At 61.8% G+C, this 15,247-nt stretch carries 18 protein-coding genes; 11 read left to right on the top strand and 7 right to left on the bottom strand.

All coding sequences use genetic code 11. The annotated features are described in order from the left end of the window. On the top strand, positions 1-240 hold a 240-nt coding region (locus tag DK391_RS41755), incomplete at its 5' end, for an acyl-CoA dehydrogenase C-terminal domain-containing protein (RefSeq protein ID WP_204117533.1). 82 nt (positions 241-322) lie between these two features. On the opposite strand, the gene DK391_RS41750 is transcribed toward DK391_RS41755, so the two are convergent. Continuing rightward, complete coding sequence (locus DK391_RS41750) at positions 323-1,609, bottom strand: D-amino acid dehydrogenase (RefSeq protein ID WP_109483858.1); 1,287 nt, start codon at positions 1,607-1,609, stop codon at positions 323-325. A 166-nt stretch (positions 1,610-1,775) separates the two neighbouring features. Here DK391_RS41750 and DK391_RS41745 point away from each other — a divergent pair, with 166 nt between their 5' ends. Beyond that, positions 1,776-2,264 (top strand): Lrp/AsnC ligand binding domain-containing protein, encoded by a 489-nt coding sequence (locus DK391_RS41745; RefSeq protein WP_109483857.1) that lies wholly within the window; start codon positions 1,776-1,778, stop codon positions 2,262-2,264. 110 nt (positions 2,265-2,374) lie between these two features. Beyond that, positions 2,375-3,523 (top strand): PA0069 family radical SAM protein, encoded by a 1,149-nt coding sequence (locus tag DK391_RS41740; protein WP_109483861.1) that lies wholly within the window; start codon positions 2,375-2,377, stop codon positions 3,521-3,523. Positions 3,524-3,531: 8 nt separating this feature from the next. On the opposite strand, the gene DK391_RS41735 is transcribed toward DK391_RS41740, so the two are convergent. Then, positions 3,532-3,999, bottom strand: coding sequence for an NINE protein (locus DK391_RS41735; RefSeq protein ID WP_109483860.1), 468 nt, complete (start codon positions 3,997-3,999; stop codon positions 3,532-3,534). A 393-nt stretch (positions 4,000-4,392) separates the two neighbouring features. Between DK391_RS41735 and rpsP the strand changes: the two genes are divergently transcribed. The 6 genes from rpsP (at position 4,393) to DK391_RS41705 (ending at position 8,657) form a co-directional block, all read left to right on the top strand. Then, positions 4,393-4,647 carry a 30S ribosomal protein S16 gene (gene rpsP, locus DK391_RS41730; protein ID WP_006050280.1) on the top strand — a complete coding sequence of 85 codons (255 nt, stop codon included), beginning with the start codon at positions 4,393-4,395 and terminating at the stop codon, positions 4,645-4,647. Positions 4,648-4,743: 96 nt separating this feature from the next. Continuing rightward, entirely contained in the window at positions 4,744-5,439 is a 696-nt protein-coding gene (rimM, locus tag DK391_RS41725; RefSeq protein WP_109483856.1) for a ribosome maturation factor RimM, read from the top strand. Positions 5,440-5,465: 26 nt separating this feature from the next. Next, positions 5,466-6,233 carry a tRNA (guanosine(37)-N1)-methyltransferase TrmD gene (gene trmD / locus DK391_RS41720; protein WP_109483855.1) on the top strand — a complete coding sequence of 256 codons (768 nt, stop codon included), beginning with the start codon at positions 5,466-5,468 and terminating at the stop codon, positions 6,231-6,233. A gap of 147 nt (positions 6,234-6,380) precedes the next feature. Next, complete coding sequence (gene rplS / locus DK391_RS41715) at positions 6,381-6,764, top strand: 50S ribosomal protein L19 (RefSeq protein ID WP_012400181.1); 384 nt, start codon at positions 6,381-6,383, stop codon at positions 6,762-6,764. A 93-nt stretch (positions 6,765-6,857) separates the two neighbouring features. Then, positions 6,858-7,556 carry a CoA pyrophosphatase gene (locus tag DK391_RS41710; protein ID WP_109483854.1) on the top strand — a complete coding sequence of 233 codons (699 nt, stop codon included), beginning with the start codon at positions 6,858-6,860 and terminating at the stop codon, positions 7,554-7,556. Positions 7,557-7,718: 162 nt separating this feature from the next. Next, positions 7,719-8,657 carry a CobD/CbiB family protein gene (locus DK391_RS41705; RefSeq protein WP_109483853.1) on the top strand — a complete coding sequence of 313 codons (939 nt, stop codon included), beginning with the start codon at positions 7,719-7,721 and terminating at the stop codon, positions 8,655-8,657. Positions 8,658-8,687: 30 nt separating this feature from the next. Here DK391_RS41705 and DK391_RS41700 read toward each other — a convergent pair whose 3' ends face one another. From DK391_RS41700 to DK391_RS41690, 3 genes are read right to left on the bottom strand one after another with little or no spacing between them, the layout of a single operon-like run. Further along, entirely contained in the window at positions 8,688-9,008 is a 321-nt protein-coding gene (locus tag DK391_RS41700; RefSeq protein ID WP_109483859.1) for a DUF2007 domain-containing protein, read from the bottom strand. An 11-nt stretch (positions 9,009-9,019) separates the two neighbouring features. After that, positions 9,020-9,973: a ribosome small subunit-dependent GTPase A gene (rsgA, locus tag DK391_RS41695; RefSeq protein ID WP_109483852.1), complete on the bottom strand. Its 954-nt coding sequence runs from the start codon at positions 9,971-9,973 to the stop codon at positions 9,020-9,022. Further along, complete coding sequence (locus tag DK391_RS41690; protein ID WP_109483851.1) at positions 9,970-11,229, bottom strand: M48 family metallopeptidase; 1,260 nt, start codon at positions 11,227-11,229, stop codon at positions 9,970-9,972. The genes rsgA and DK391_RS41690 overlap by 4 nt, the downstream gene beginning before the upstream one ends. Before the next feature lie 159 nt (positions 11,230-11,388). On the opposite strand from DK391_RS41690, the gene orn reads away from it, so the two are divergent. After that, the gene (gene orn, locus DK391_RS41685; protein WP_109483850.1) at positions 11,389-12,003 is read left to right on the top strand and encodes an oligoribonuclease; all 615 of its coding nucleotides are present in this window, start codon (positions 11,389-11,391) and stop codon (positions 12,001-12,003) included. Position 12,004: 1 nt separating this feature from the next. On the opposite strand, the gene mog is transcribed toward orn, so the two are convergent. Continuing rightward, complete coding sequence (mog, locus tag DK391_RS41680) at positions 12,005-12,631, bottom strand: molybdopterin adenylyltransferase (RefSeq protein WP_109483849.1); 627 nt, start codon at positions 12,629-12,631, stop codon at positions 12,005-12,007. Then, the gene (yjgA, locus tag DK391_RS41675) at positions 12,612-13,226 is read right to left on the bottom strand and encodes a ribosome biogenesis factor YjgA (protein ID WP_109483848.1); all 615 of its coding nucleotides are present in this window, start codon (positions 13,224-13,226) and stop codon (positions 12,612-12,614) included. The genes mog and yjgA overlap by 20 nt, the downstream gene beginning before the upstream one ends. A 218-nt stretch (positions 13,227-13,444) precedes the next feature. On the opposite strand from yjgA, the gene pmbA reads away from it, so the two are divergent. After that, complete coding sequence (gene pmbA, locus DK391_RS41670; RefSeq protein WP_109483847.1) at positions 13,445-14,815, top strand: metalloprotease PmbA; 1,371 nt, start codon at positions 13,445-13,447, stop codon at positions 14,813-14,815. Positions 14,816-15,247 lie beyond the last annotated feature (432 nt).

Genomic DNA, 15,247 nt, shown 5'->3' with positions numbered 1-15,247 from the left:
GCAGGCAGCGTGCCGTATCTGAAGCTGGCGGGCATCGTGCTGGGCGGCTGGCAGATGGCGCGCGCGCTGCTCGCCGCGCAACAGAAGCTCAACGACGACCCATCGTTCTACGGCGCGAAGATCGCCACCGCGCAGTTCTTCGCCGAACACGTATTGCCGCAGGCGGTAGCGCTGGAAGCATCGATTACGAGCGCGAAGGGCAATGAAGGCATCCTCGCGCTGTCGGAAGATCAGTTCTGATGTCACAAGCGCGATGATCGCGTCAGTGCAAAAAACAAAGGCGCCCAAGGGCGCCTTTGTCGCATGCAGAGAATGAAACCGATCAGGCGTAAGCCGGACGCGTCTGACCCGTCGTTTCGCCGAGATAGCGATGCACCGACAGGTCGCCCGACTGGATCGCCGGACGCTTGCCCGAAATCAGATCGGCGAGCAGTTGACCCGAGCCGCACGACATCGTCCAGCCGAGCGTGCCATGACCCGTGTTCAGAAACAGATTCGACACAGGCGTGCGGCCGACGATCGGCGTGCCGTCCGGCGTCATCGGGCGCAGGCCCGTCCAGAACGTCGCCTTCGACGTGTCGCCGCCGCCAGGGAACAGATCGTTCACGCACATTTCGAGCGTTTCGCGGCGTGCCTGCTTCAGCTTCTTGTCGAAGCCGACGATTTCCGCCATGCCGCCGACACGAATGCGATCGTCGAAACGCGTGATCGCAATCTTGTACGTCTCGTCGAGCACGGTCGACACAGGCGCAGCCTTCGCATCGACGATCGGCGCCGTGATCGAATAACCCTTGAGCGGATAAACCGGAATTTTGACGATGCCCGACAGGAACTTCGTCGAATACGAGCCGAGCGCGACCACGAAGCTGTCCGCGCGCACCATTTCGTTGCCGCACTTCACGCCGGCGATGCGGTCGCCTTCCATCGCGAGTGCGTCGATCGGCGTGTTGTAGCGGAACTTCACGCCCAGTTGCTCGGCGAGCGCGGCGAGGCGCGTCGTGAACAGCTGGCAGTCGCCCGTCTCGTCGCCCGGCAGGCGCAGGCCGCCCGTCAGCTTGTGCGCGGTCGCGGCGAGCGCCGGTTCGGCACGCGCGAGATCTTCCGGCATCAGCAGTTCATAGGGCACGTTTGCATCTTCGAGCACGGCGATGTCTTTCGCGGCGCCATCCAGTTGCTGCTGCGTACGGAACAGTTGCAGCGTGCCGCCCGTGCGGCCTTCGTACTGGATACCCGTCTCGGCGCGCAGTGCCTGGAGACAGTCGCGGCTGTACTCGGCGAGGCGCACCATGCGGCCCTTGTTGACGGCATAGCGCGCGGACGTGCAGTTTTGCAGCATCTGCCACATCCATTGCAGCTGGAATTGCGTGCCGTCGAGACGGATGGCGAGCGGTGCGTGCTTCTGGAACATCCATTTGACGGCCTTCAGCGGCACACCGGGCGCCGCCCACGGTGCAGCATAACCGGGAGAAATCTGACCGGCGTTAGCGAAGCTCGTTTCGAGCGCAGGACCTGCCTCGCGGTCGATCACGGTCACTTCATGACCCGCGCGCGCAAGATAAAAGGCGCTCGTTACCCCAACGACGCCACTGCCCAGAACGACGACTCGCATAGCTGCTCCATAAAGGTCTGAAGGCTCGCAGCGTGGTGGAAAACCTCGTTCTTCGTGTTTTTGTTCGATAGACGAGGTGTTTTGCCGCATGCCTAGTGTTAACCGCTATACTATTTGCGTCGAGGTAGGTTTTGTTATCGTATTTTTCAGATTTTCAGTAAAAACCATGCGTACACAGCGTCAGCCGATCCGGGCTCTCGACAAACTCGATCACAAGATCCTGAAAATCCTCCAGCTGGACGGCCGGATCGCGATGAAAGACCTGGCGGAGCAGGTGGGGCTGTCGGTGACGCCGTGCATCGAGCGCGTCAAACGCATGGAGCGCGACGGCGTGATCACCGGCTATCACGCGCGCGTGAATCCGGCCGAGCTGGGGGCGGCGCTGCTGGTGTTCGTCGAGATCACGCTCGATCACAAGAGCGGCAACATGTTCGACCAGTTCAGGCGCGAGGTGCAGAAGATTCCCGAAGTGCTCGAATGCCATCTGGTGTCGGGCGATTTCGACTATCTGATCAAGGCGCGCATCGGCGAAATGGCCGACTACCGCAAGCTGCTCGGCGATATCCTCCTGCAACTGCCGGGCGCAGTGCAGTCCAAGAGCTACGTCGTGATGGAAGAGATCAAGGAAACGCTGAATATTGCCGTGGGCGACTGAGGCGTCTTTTCAGGCTCTCGCGCAGCTGAACGCGCCCTCAAAGTCGCGCTCGACAAAAGCCGTAAACACTGTATATTTGTACAGTATTAAGCGTTGCTTTTGTGTGTGCCGTGACCGACTACGACTCCGACATTCCCGAATATCCTATCGCGCCGCCCGCTCCGCGCAAGGGGCGAGGCGCGGTCACGAACCTGCAGGGCCGGTACGAACTGGATCAGCGAGAGACGGTGGACGACGGCTGGATCGCGCCATCGGAAGAAGAGTTTGGCCGTCCCGCGTTGCGTACGCAGATCTTCGAGGAGCGTGCGAAGAGCATTCTCACGCATAACCAGTCGCCGGATATTCCGTTTAGCGTGTCGCTGAATCCGTACCGCGGGTGCGAGCATGGCTGCATTTATTGCTTTGCAAGGCCTACGCACAGCTATCTCGGGTTATCGCCGGGGCTCGATTTCGAGAGCCGGATCTACGCGAAGGTCAACGCGCCGGAATTGCTCGCCCGCGAAATGGCGAAGAAATCGTATGTGCCGGAGCCTATTGCGCTTGGCGTGAATACGGATGCCTGGCAACCCGTCGAGCGTGATCTGCAACTGACGCGTCGCGTGATCCAGGTGATGAGTGATCACAATCAGGCGTTCGCGGCGATCACCAAAAATTCGCTGATCGAACGTGACATCGACTTGCTTGCGCCCATGGCCGAAAAAGGGCTGATGATGGCGGCGATCACCGTCACGACGCTCGACGCCGACATTGCTCGCACGCTGGAGCCGCGCGCGGCTACACCGGCACGGCGACTTCGCACGATCCGCGCGTTAAGCGAAGCGGGGATTCCCGTGGGCGTGAGCATCGCCCCTGTCATTCCGTTTGTCACCGATCAGGATATGGAGCGCGTGCTCGAAGCCTGCGCAGAGGCTGGTGCGACGAGTGCGAGCTATATCGTGCTGCGCCTGCCGTGGGAAGTCGCGCCGCTATTCAAGGGCTGGCTGGAGGCGCATTTCCCGGATCGTGCCGAGCGCGTGATGAACCGCGTGCGTGATATGCGTGGCGGCAAGGACTACGACGCGTCGTTCGCGACGCGCATGAAAGGCGAGGGATTGTGGGCCGATCTGCTGCGGCAGCGCTTTGCGAATGCCGTGCGACGGCTCGGTTTGAACGCGCGAAATCACGGCATTCTCGATATGTCGCACTTCAAGCGTGCTGAGTTGCTGAAGTCTTCTAAACCAGCTGCTGCGCCGCAGGCATCGCAGTTGAGTCTTTTCTGATCGCGTCTCTATTGAGAGATCGCTTTCGCGGCTTCGACCTGTGATTCGAAGTAGGTCTGGAATGACAGCGCGAGTCCCGTCATCAACAGAAACGCGCCGATCAACAGCGAAAAGATCACGACGAAGATGACAGTCCAGCCGGATTGGCTGTGTTCATCAGTATGAGCGTTGAATTGTGCGTCCCATTTTTCATCGGGGCGCAGGCCGTAGACGATGGCCGCGAGGAACGCTGCCAGCATCGACACGGCACCCGGAAACGCGAGTACCCAGCCCATGGTCGCAGTACGCTCAGTTGCGGCAAGCAGCATGAAGCCGGGAATGCCGATAATCGTCCCGACAAGATGTGCCCAGCCCCACACGTCGCGCAGTCCGTACAGATAGAAGCGATGCGCGCCAAGCGTGCCGAAGAAGAAAGCGAGCGCGGCAGTGAGTGTCTTCGAGCGAAAGCGCGAGTTTTGCGTAGCGACAGTGGCCATGAGCGTAAGCGACAGGGTGACGGAAGGCTGCCGATCTCGCGCACAGCCGACGGGCATTCTACGCCGCCGGCATGGAGTCCGGCACTTGCCGCAGGTTATGCCGGAATTCCGCGTCGGCGCACTGTAAAGCGGCTGCGAGGTCGCGAGTGCGCAGAAGGGCGTGGCGTTCACGCGACGGTTTTCTCGTGCGCCCTCGTGGCGGCTTCCGTGACCAGCCCACGCCTCGCCGGCGCTAATTGTCATAAGCTCGTGGAGGCGCTCCGGTGGCGTTGTCAGCACCTGCTGCAGCGCTCGCGGCGCAGTTTATCCCGCTAAGTGTTTGTTGTGGTTTCAGTTTCGGGATATAATCGCGTGTTTCAGTAGTTTCGAACCCCGGTTTTCAAGGATTCTAGTATGGTCATCATCCGCTTGGCTCGTGGCGGCTCGAAGAAGCGCCCGTTCTACAACATCGTCGCAACCGATTCGCGTAACCGTCGTGACGGCCGCTTCATCGAACGCGTTGGCTTCTACAACCCGGTCGCTACGAAGGGTGAGTCGCTGCGTATCGCTCAAGATCGCCTGACGTACTGGCAAGGCGTTGGCGCACAACTGTCGCCGACCGTCGAGCGTCTGGTGAAGGAAGCGCAAAAGGCGCAACCGGCTGCTTAAGTGCAGTTTCAAGGTACATCGCACGGCTCGTGCAGCAGTGGTTCTGCGCGAGTCTGAGGTGTGCAGGTTTTACGTATGCAGGCTTGAGGTTCGCTGATGTCGGAGCGTGATTCGGGTAGTTCAGGTCGCGCGAAGGCGAAAACGCAGCCCGACGCGAAAGCGTCGTTTGGTGCGTTCGTACGCAAGCCGGTCGAGAAGCCAGTGGCGAAAGCGGCTGCAGCGCAAGATATTCGCGCTGAAGTGGCAGAAAGCTGGCCCGGCGACGCAGTCGAAGTCGGCGCAATCGTCGATGCATACGGTCTCAAAGGCTGGGTGAAGGTGGCCGCTCACGCGGACGCCGGTCATGGTGGTGACGCCATGCTCAGTGCCAAACGCTGGTGGCTCGAAAAGGGTCGCGAGCGCAAATCGGCGCCCCGCCTGCAGTCCAAGGTTCATGGCGACAGCATCGTTGCGCATCTGGCCGGCCCGGCCGACCGTGATGAAGCGCTCGCGTTGCGCGGCTACCGCGTCTACGTGCGCCGCAGCGATTTCCCTGCGCTCGGAACCGACGAATATTACTGGGTTGACCTGCTGGGCCTCGATGTCGTCAACGAGGCAGGCGTCGAACTCGGCAAAGTGGCAGATCTGATCGACAACGGTGCGCAGTCGGTGTTGCGCATCGAGTATCCGGCTACCGGCAAAGACGGTCAGCCGGTCACGGGCGAGCGCTTGATCCCGTTCGTCGGCGTCTATGTCAAAACGGTGGATCAGGCGGCGAAGAAGATCATCGTCGACTGGGAAGCCGATTACTAAAACACTCGCTTCACGGAGAAAGCGCGATGCAGTTCGATATCGTCACGCTCTTTCCTGACATGTTTCGCGCGTTGACCGACTGGGGTATCACGAGCCGGGCGGCGAAGCAGGAGCGATATGGTTTGCGTACGTGGAATCCGCGCGATTTCACGACCGACAACTACCGCACAATCGACGATCGCCCGTACGGCGGCGGCCCCGGCATGGTTATGCTGGCCAAACCGCTGGAAGACGCGATCGGTGCTGCGAAAGCAGCGCAGGCAGAGCAGGGCATCGACAGCGCGCGTGTCGTGATGATGTCGCCGCAAGGCGCCACGCTCAATCACGACAAGGTGATGAAGTTCGCCGCTGAACCTGGTCTGATTTTGCTGTGCGGCCGCTATGAAGCGATCGATCAGCGTCTGATCGACCGTGTCGTAGACGAAGAAGTCAGTTTGGGCGACTTCGTGCTGTCGGGTGGCGAATTGCCGGCCATGGCCTTGATCGATGCCGTCGTGCGTCATCTGCCGGGCGTGTTGAACGACGCGCAATCGGCGGTGCAGGACAGTTTTGTCGATGGCTTGCTGGATTGTCCGCACTACACGCGTCCGGAGGAATACGACGGCGTGCGTGTCCCGGATGTGCTGCTCGGCGGACATCATGCGGAGATCGAGCAGTGGCGGCGGCGCGAAGCGTTGCGCAACACGCTGGTCAAACGGCCCGATCTGATCGATCAGGCCAGAAAGAACAAGTTGTTGAGCCGTGCCGATGAGGCATGGCTTGCAAGTCTCGCCAAGGAAGCGTCGAAGCGTTGAGCTTCGCGCCACGCGGCGAGATCTTAGGCGGAGCCGTCCATGCGTGGCCGGTTCCTGATGTGAACCCATCCTCTATCGGGGCCGTAGCCGAACGCGCGTAGCGCGAGGCAGGTACGAACGCCGACAAGATGGCATTAGGAGTCAGTGATGAATCTGATTGCAAAACTCGAGCAGGAAGAAATCGAGCGCGCGCTCGCAGGCAAGACCATTCCCGAATTCGCTCCCGGCGATACGGTGATCGTGAGCGTCAACGTGGTTGAAGGTAACCGCAAGCGCGTTCAGGCCTACGAAGGCGTCGTGATCGCGAAGCGTAACCGTGGCCTCAACTCGTCGTTCATCGTCCGTAAGATTTCGTCGGGCGAAGGCGTCGAGCGTACGTTCCAAACGTATTCGCCGCTGCTGGCAAGCATCGTCGTGAAGCGTCGTGGCGATGTGCGTCGTGCAAAGCTGTACTATCTGCGCGAGCGTTCGGGCAAGTCGGCTCGAATCAAAGAAAAGCTCGTGTCGAAAGACCGCGCTGCTCAAGCGTAAAAGCTGTAAGAAAAAGCACCCTCCGCGGGTGCGTTTTTGTTTGCCAGGTCAAAATAGCGCTACGTTCCACTCGCGCTCGTATCGAGCCTTCCATTGACCGCGCCTTCCCGTCCTACTCGTCCCGTTTTTGATCCCGAAAGCTTGCCCGTCGAACCGGCAGATGTCGATCTGCCCGCCGTCGCGTCCGATCGTTTGACGCCCGACGCCTTGCGCGCCCGCTTCGAGCAGAACTTGCCGTGGGAGCAGGAGACTCGCGCGGTTCGCTGGCGAGAAACGGCCGATCCGCGTGTGGCTGCCGTGCTGGTGCCGCTGGTCGTGCGCGAGGACGGACTGACTGTGCTGCTCACGCAACGCACGGCGCATCTGAACGATCACGCGGGGCAGGTCAGTTTTCCGGGCGGGCGCCATGAGCCATACGACACGGATACCACCGCCACCGCGTTGCGCGAAGCGCAGGAAGAAGTCGGCCTCGAACCGTCGCACGTCGAAGTGCTGGGTACGCTGCCCGAGTATCTGACGGGCACCGGCTTTCGCGTGACGCCCGTTGTCGCGCTGGTGCATCCTCCGTTCACGGTGCAGGCCGACACCTTCGAAGTCGCGGAAATTTTCGAAGTGCCGCTGTCGTTCCTGATGGACCCGAAGAATCACGAAGTGCGTGTGTTGAACTGGGAAGGCGGCGAGCGTCGTTTTTTTGCAATGCCTTATCCACGTGGCGAAGTAGGCGGCGATTACTTCATCTGGGGTGCAACGGCAGGCATGTTGCGCAATTTCTACCGCTTCCTCGCCGCTTGACGTATGGCGGCGCGATCGGCACACGGGCTTGCAGTATTACGTTTGTATTTCGGGCGCTCAGCCTCATCCGACCCTGTGCTATCGTAATGACCAATTCCGCTCATCGGACCGATCGGACGGCACGCTCCGCCCGGCAAGAACTCGAATAGCACGGCGTCTCGCATGACTTTTTTCTCCGTATTGTTGGCCCTCATCATCGAACAGGTGCGTGCGCTGTCGCCGAACAACCCGGTGTCGGCGCTCCTTCAATACCATGCGGAATCCACCGCGCACGGCTTCGATGCCGGCAAGGAGAAGCACGGCATCCTCGCGTGGCTGGTCGTCGTGCTGCCGTGGACGCTCGTCACCGGTCTGATCTATTTCGTGCTGTACGAGATTCACTTCGTGCTCGCGTTCCTGTGGAACGTCGCGGTGCTGTACTTCACGCTCGGCTTCCGCCAGTTCAGCCATTACTTCACCGACATCCATCTCGCGTTGAACAACGACGACGTGCCGCGCGCGCGTGAAATTCTCAACGAATGGACGGGCATGGATACCGTCGATATGCCCGTCAGCGAGATCGTGCGTCACACGCTGATTCATGCCGTGGTCGCTTCGCAGCGGCATGTGTTCGGTGTGTTCTTCTGGTTCCTGATTCCCGTCGGACCGGCGGGCGCGGTGCTGTATCGCACGGCCGAGTATCTGGCGCGCACGTGGTCGAAGCCCGCCGACGACCGCACCGCCGCGTTCTCCACCTTCGCGCAGCGCGCGTTCTTCGTGATCGACTGGATTCCGTCGCGTCTGACGTCGCTGGGTTTTGCGATCGTGGGCAATTTCGAAGATGCGATCTATGCGTGGCGCAATCACGCGCGCCAGTGGCCCGATCCGAACGACGGCGTATTGCTCGCCGCCGGCAGTGGCGCGCTGGGCGCGCGTCTGGCTGGCCCGCTTGCGGAAGTATCGAGCCTCGATGCGCTCGCAACGGGCGATGGCGGGCCGATGCCCGTCGGCGACGACTGCACGCCGCGCACGCTGCAATCGGCGGTGGGCCTTGTCTGGCGCGCCGTCATTCTGTGGATGATCCTGCTGCTGATGCTGACGATCGCCGTCTGGCTCGCCTGAACGCCGCGTTTTACATCAAAAAAGGCGCGCTCAACCGTCCAGCGGATCGCGCGCCGTTCCGCAATTCCAGCAAACAGTGAACTGCGCTTCGAGCCGTTCGCCGCATGTCGCGCAGCGCCAGCCTGGCGCATCGGCAGCCGGGCCATTGCGCGCCGCATCGATCAACTTCCTCGCCAGCTTCTCGTCGCGTTCATCGACGAGCCACAACTCCGGCGCGCACTGATCCGCCGGAATCTCACCGATCGCGCCGCTCAGATAGCGGTTATGCAATTCGCACACGATGCCCGCCGTGGCCAGCACATTGATCCAGTGCTGTGCGATCACGACATTGGGCGCGCGCGTGAGCTTCATCATGGTCGCGTTCAGCGGACGATCTGACTCGCCTCGTGCACAAGCTGCGCATACAGCGCGTGCCGCTCCTTTGCGATACGGCCATCGGCGACCGCTTCGAGAATCGCACAGCCCGGCTCGTGCAGATGATGACAGTTGTAGAAGCGGCAGTTGGGCAACAGCGGCCTGAACTCGGGAAACGCGCGCTCGAGCTTGCCTTCTGTCATGTGATGCAGCCCGAACTCCTGAAAACCCGGCGAATCGATCAGCGCGCCCGCGTTGCCCGGAAGCGGGTAGAGGCGCGTGAACGTGGTCGTATGACGGCCGCTGTTCAGCGCTGTTGAGATCTCGCGCGTCGCGACTTCGGCATCGGGGATTAGCAGGTTGACGAGCGTCGATTTGCCCATGCCCGACTGGCCCAGCAGCAAGGTCGAATGGCCTTGCAGATGTTCCTCGAACGTAGCGCGCGCGGCGTCCGGCTGCGCCTTGATTGACACTTCGAGCACCGTGTAACCCAGCGAGCGATACAACTCGAGCCGCTTGCGCGCGAGCGGCAAAGCGGCCTCGACGTCGATCTTGTTGAGCACGATCAGCGGCTTCAGATCATTCTCTTCGGCCGCGACCAGCGCACGGCCGAGCAGGTCTTCGCTGAAATGCGGCTCGGTGGCGAGCACGATCAGCAGCTGATCGAGATTCGCCGCGAACAGCTTCGACTTGTATTGATCCGAGCGATACAGCAGATTGCGCCGCTCGCCAATTTCGACGATGACACCCTGATCCGCCGAGGTCGGCTCATACAGCACCTGATCGCCGACGGCGATCTCGCTGCGCTTGCCGCGCGGGAAGCATTGCAGAATCGCGCTGCCGTCTTCGGGCGCGACGATGTAGTGACGACCATGCGCCGCGATGACGAGGCCGCGCACGCGTTCCTGCGCGCGCTCGCTGGTGGCGGCGGCGCGCAGCGCTTTCGGAGAACGGCCGCTCATGCGTGACGCAGCAGCCGGTCGATCCGCTGCGAAGCGGGCGGGTGCGAGTAGTAGAACGCGGTGTAGAGCGGATCGGGCGTGAGCGTCGATGCGTTGTCTTCGTACAGCTTGACGAGCGCGTTGACGAGATCCCTCGCGTCGGCTTGCGTGGCGGCAAACGCGTCCGCCTCGAATTCATGCTTGCGCGACGTCAGGCTGCCGAGCGGCGTCACGAAGAACAGGAACACGGGCACCGCGAGGAAGAACAGCACCAGCGCGAGGCCGTCGTTGCTGCCGCTCATCGACGGACGCACGCCCAGCCCTTCGAAGAACCACGTGCGCTGCGCGAGCCAGCCGAGCAGCGCGAGCATCGCGAGGCTGATCAGGAAGGTGACGACCATCCGCTTGATCACGTGACGGCGCTTAAAGTGGCCGAGTTCGTGCGCGAGCACGGCTTCGATCTCACTGCCCGACAGGCGCGACAAAAGCGTATCGAAGAACACGATCCGCTTGGACGAGCCGAAGCCCGTGAAATACGCGTTGCCGTGCGCGGAACGGCGGCTGCCGTCCATCACGAACAGGCCCTTGGCCGCGAAGCCGCAGCGCTTCATCAGCGCGTCGATGCGATGCACCAGCGCTTCGTCCTTGAGCGGCTCGAACTTGTTGAACATCGGTGCAATGAAAGTCGGATAGAGGATCAGCACCAGCATCTGGAACACGACCCACACGACCCACGTCCACCACCACCAGTACGTGCCCGCCTGGTTCATCAGCCACAGCACCACGACCAGCAGCGGCAGCCCGAACGCCGCGCCAAGCAGCACGCCCTTGATGCGGTCGAGGAAGAAGATGCGCTTCGTCATCCGGTTGAAGCCGAAGCGCTGCTCGATGCCGAACTGGCGGTAATAATCGAACGGCAGGTCGATCACGCTCGTGACCGCGATCACGGCCGCCACCAGCAGAATCTGGGCGACGTAGCCGTTACCCACCCAGTCGTCGATGGCGAGGTCGATCGTCTGCACGCCGCCCAGCAGCGTCAGCGCGATCAGCACGACCGCGCCGACGACGATCTCGATCATCGTCAGGCGGGTGCGCTCGACGGTGTAATCGGCGGCGCGCTGGTGAGCGGAAAGGGCGATCGTGCCCGCGAATTGCGGCGGCACGTTGTCACGGTGCGCTGCAACGAAGCGTATCTGCCGCGACGCGAGCCAGAGCTTCGTGCCGACCATCGCCACCACGGCGATCACGAACAGAACAGTGAAGTACAGAGTAGGCATCCGGGGAATCCGTAGGTTCTATGCGAGAATTATATGTTTGTTCCTGCTTGCGGGCGGGAGCGCGCCATCCGCGGCGCGAAACTGGGTGGCCATCTGCCGCTGACTGGCCGTTCGAGCCGCTCTGACCATTCGCGCCGTTCCAAACCGGGGATGCCTTCAATGACTGACATTATCGAATCCGTCGATCAGCCGCTCGTGCGCAGCGACATGAATCTCGTCTGGCTGGACATGGAAATGACGGGACTCGATCCCGACAACGACCGCATCATCGAAATCGCCGTCGTCGTGACGAATTCGACGCTGGATCGCATGGTCGAAGGCCCCGTGCTCGCTATCCATCAGAGCGACGAAACGCTCGACAAGATGGACGACTGGAACAAGAACACCCATGGCCGTTCCGGCCTGATCGACCGCGTGCGCGCGTCGACGGTCACGGAAGCAAGCGCCACGGAACAGATCCGTGCGTTTCTCGGCGAGCACGTGCCGCCCGGCAAGTCGCCGATGTGCGGCAACTCGATCTGCCAGGACCGCCGTTTCATGGCGCGCTGGATGCCCGAACTGGAGACGTTCTTCCATTACCGCAACCTCGACGTCAGCACGCTGAAGGAACTGTGCCGCCGCTGGCAGCCGGCCATCTACAAGGGGTTCCAGAAGCGCGCAATGCACACGGCGCTCGCCGACATCCATGAATCGATCGACGAACTGCGCTATTACCGAGAGCATTTCCTGATCCCGGCAGCGAGCGCGCCGTCTGCCGACGAAGCCGCGAAGTAAATCAGCCTTGCCGGGGAGCGCGCACCGCGTTCTTCGGCCGGAACGCCGCCACCACGGCGGCGTTCGTCTCGATGTACGGGCCGCCGATCAGATCCACGCAATACGGCACTGCAGCGAAAATGCCCGGCACTTTCACCTTGCCCGTCTCATCGCGCAAACCTTCCAGCGTTTCCTTGATCGACTTCGGCTGTCCCGGCAGATTGATGATCAGCGCGGCGTGGTCCGCCGTTTCGCGGATCACGGCCACCTGACGCGACAAAATCGCCGTTGGCACGAAGTTCAGGCTGATCTGCCGCATCTGCTCGCCGAAACCCGGCATTTCCTTTGTTCCTGCCGCCAGCGTCGCCTCGGGTGTCACGTCGCGGCGTGACGGACCCGTGCCGCCGGTCGTCAGCACGAGGTCGCAGCCAGCCTCATCGACCAGTTCGATCAGGGTTTGCGTGATGGTCGGCGCGTCGTCCTGGATCAGGCGCGTCTCCGTGCGAAACGGTGATGTCAGCGCGGCGCTTAGCCACTCCTGCAGCGACGGAATGCCCTTGTCCTCATAGACGCCCGTGCTGGCGCGGTCGCTGATCGACACGAGGCCGACGATCAGCTCGTCGGGATGATTACGCGTGGGAGTCGTCATCGTGGTCTTCGGAATCGGCGGATTCGTCGCTGTCGTCACTCTCGTCTGCGTCCGCGCCGGCGGCGTTCTTGATCCACTGGAACAGCTCGCGGAAGTAGCGCGGCGGCTTGCTCTGCTGCGCTTCCTTGCGGGCGTTGCGGATCAGCGTGCGGCCTTCCTGCGGATCGACGGCGGGATGCTGGCGGATGAAATCGGTCAGCGCGGCGTCGTCGGCGAGCAGTTTCTCGCGGGTGCGTTCGATCCAGTGCAGGCGCGCCGTTTCGGACTTGTTGACGCCCTTGTACTTGTCGAGCGCTTCGCGCAGCGCGGCCGTTTCGACGTCCGTCAGGCCGCGCATCACCTTGCCGACGAACTGCATCTGGCGGCGCTTGCCTTCGTGATCGGTGATGCGGCGCGCTTCGCGCACGGCGTCATCGAGCGATTCGGGCAGCGGCATGCGCTTGAGTGCGTCTTTCGGCAGCGCGACGATCTCTACGCCCAGCGCCTGCAACTCGTGCATGTCACGTTTCAGTTGCGACTTGCTGGGACGGTCATACCCGTTGTCGTCGACGACGGCAGCGGGTTCCATGGGCTGAATGCGGGTTTTGCGTGTCATGCGCGATATTGTAGCGTGCCGGGCGGCGCGCGCCGGGCGAGGTACGGTCCGCGAAGCGCCTGCATGCGAGGCATTTGCGAATGCCAGGTGCAGCAGCGTAGAGCTTGCTATGATCGCGGGATACGTCGGCGCACAGGCCGGCTGAATACAGCGCTTGCAACGACGAACCCTCGCGGGCTTTGGCCCGACGGCACCGCAACTCAGGACGGCAAACGACAATGGCAGCAGACACGGAAGCCCGGCAACGCTTTTTCCCGCATACGCAGGACGAACTGAAGGAAATCGCTTCGGACATTCTTCGTCACGCGAAGACGCTCGGCGCAACCGACGCGGCAACCGAGATCTCGGAAGGTGACGGTCTGTCCGTCTCCGTGCGGCGCGGCGAAGTCGAAACGATCGAGCATAACCGCGACAAGATGGTCGGGGTGACCGTCTTTATCGGCAACAAGCGCGGCAACGCGAGCACGTCTGACTTTTCGTCGCAGGCGCTGAAAGACACGGTGATGGCCGCGTACAACATCGCGCGCTTCACGGCGGAAGACGACTGCGCGGGCCTCGCTGAAGAAGAGCTGCTCGAAAAGGATCCGCGCGATCTCGATCTTTATCACCCGTGGAATCTGGACGCCGACGAAGCCGTCGAACTGGCGCGTCGCGCGGAAGATGCGGCGTTCGCGGTGAGTCCGCAGATCAAGAATTCGGAAGGCGCGAGCGTATCGGCGCAGCATTCGCAGTTCGTGCTGGCTACCTCGCGCGGCTTCCTGTCGGGTTATCCGTATTCACGTCATTACGTTGCGTGCGCGCCGATCGCGGGCAGCGGCCGCAACATGCAGCGCGACGACTGGTACACGTCGAAGCGCAGCGCCGGCGAGCTGGCCGATCCGGAAGCAGTTGGCCGTTATGCCGCCGAGCGTGCGCTGGCACGCATGGGCGCGCGTGGTCTGGATACGCGCAAGGTGCCGGTGCTGTTCGAGGCGCCGCTGGCGGCGGGGCTGCTTGGCGCATTCGTGCAGGCGACGAGCGGCGGTGCGCTGTATCGCAAGACGACGTTCCTCGTCGATAGCCTTGGCAAGCCGGTATTCGCGCCGCATATCCAGGTGGTCGAAGATCCGCACGTGCCGCGTGCGATGGGCAGTGCGCCGTTCGATGAAGAAGGTGTGCGAACGAAGCAGCGTTCAGTCGTGAAGGATGGCGTGGTCGAAGGGTATTTTCTTTCGACGTACTCGGCGCGCAAGCTGGGTATGCCGACTACGGGTAACGCGGGCGGCTCGCACAATCTGTCGCTGCGTAGCTCGTTGACTCAGGAGTCGGATGATTTCGAGGCGATGCTGCGCAAGCTCGGGACGGGCTTGCTGCTCACCGAGTTGATGGGGCAGGGCGTTAATTACGTCACGGGGGATTATTCGCGTGGCGCGTCGGGGTTGTGGGTCGAGAATGGGAAGATTCAGTATCCCGTTGAGGAGATCACTGTCGCCAGCACGTTGCAGGAGATGTTCCGGCATATCGTCGCGATTGGTGCGGACACGATTGTCCGCGGGACCAAGCAGACGGGTTCTGTTTTGATTGAGCGGATGACTGTCGCTGGGCAGTAGTTTGGTTTTTGTTTTTGTTTTGGTTTTTGCTTTTGTTTTTGGTTTTGCTGGCATCCGCGATTTGGTATCGGTGCTTCATGCGTCGCCCCTGTGCGGGGCAGCACCTACTTTTCTTTGCCGCGGCAAAGAAAAGTAGGCAAAAGAAAGCCGCTGAACACCACCCACTCCGGTCCTTGCCTGCGGGCCCCCAGCCGGTCCTATCCTTCACACGGCATCACTCGTCTTGATGCCCGCTGCCAGCGCTCTTTAAGGGCGCATCACCCTCTTCAAACACCCGCGTCTCAGCGGGCCTTACCAGGTCGGTCCAGGCCGCCCAGGTGGCAAACGGTGTGTCGGCCGTCGCGCCTTATACGCACCACTCCGGACTGAAAAGCAAAGGCGGTGTGTCTTGTAGGATCGCCGACGCATCAGGCGCGACAACCTACACACCGT

The sequence above is a fragment of the Paraburkholderia sp. C35 genome (assembly GCF_003121405.1).
Taxonomy (GTDB): Bacteria; Pseudomonadota; Gammaproteobacteria; order Burkholderiales; family Burkholderiaceae; genus Paraburkholderia.
This window is presented reverse-complemented; position numbering and strand designations above follow the sequence as displayed.

Bases quoted from the DNA above. Each gene is read 5' to 3' on its own strand.
- DK391_RS41750 (WP_109483858.1), bottom strand. From the start codon at position 1,609: ATGCGAGTCGTCGTTCTGGGCAGTGGCGTCGTTGGGGTAACGAGCGCC.
- DK391_RS41745 (WP_109483857.1), top strand. From the start codon at position 1,776: ATGCGTACACAGCGTCAGCCGATCCGGGCTCTCGACAAACTCGATCAC.
- DK391_RS41735 (WP_109483860.1), bottom strand. From the start codon at position 3,999: ATGGCCACTGTCGCTACGCAAAACTCGCGCTTTCGCTCGAAGACACTC.
- rpsP (WP_006050280.1), top strand. From the start codon at position 4,393: ATGGTCATCATCCGCTTGGCTCGTGGCGGCTCGAAGAAGCGCCCGTTC.
- rimM (WP_109483856.1), top strand. From the start codon at position 4,744: ATGTCGGAGCGTGATTCGGGTAGTTCAGGTCGCGCGAAGGCGAAAACG.
- trmD (WP_109483855.1), top strand. From the start codon at position 5,466: ATGCAGTTCGATATCGTCACGCTCTTTCCTGACATGTTTCGCGCGTTG.
- rplS (WP_012400181.1), top strand. From the start codon at position 6,381: ATGAATCTGATTGCAAAACTCGAGCAGGAAGAAATCGAGCGCGCGCTC.
- DK391_RS41705 (WP_109483853.1), top strand. From the start codon at position 7,719: ATGACTTTTTTCTCCGTATTGTTGGCCCTCATCATCGAACAGGTGCGT.
- DK391_RS41700 (WP_109483859.1), bottom strand. From the start codon at position 9,008: ATGAAGCTCACGCGCGCGCCCAATGTCGTGATCGCACAGCACTGGATC.
- rsgA (WP_109483852.1), bottom strand. From the start codon at position 9,973: ATGAGCGGCCGTTCTCCGAAAGCGCTGCGCGCCGCCGCCACCAGCGAG.
- DK391_RS41690 (WP_109483851.1), bottom strand. From the start codon at position 11,229: ATGCCTACTCTGTACTTCACTGTTCTGTTCGTGATCGCCGTGGTGGCG.
- orn (WP_109483850.1), top strand. From the start codon at position 11,389: ATGACTGACATTATCGAATCCGTCGATCAGCCGCTCGTGCGCAGCGAC.
- mog (WP_109483849.1), bottom strand. From the start codon at position 12,631: ATGACGACTCCCACGCGTAATCATCCCGACGAGCTGATCGTCGGCCTC.
- yjgA (WP_109483848.1), bottom strand. From the start codon at position 13,226: ATGACACGCAAAACCCGCATTCAGCCCATGGAACCCGCTGCCGTCGTC.
- pmbA (WP_109483847.1), top strand. From the start codon at position 13,445: ATGGCAGCAGACACGGAAGCCCGGCAACGCTTTTTCCCGCATACGCAG.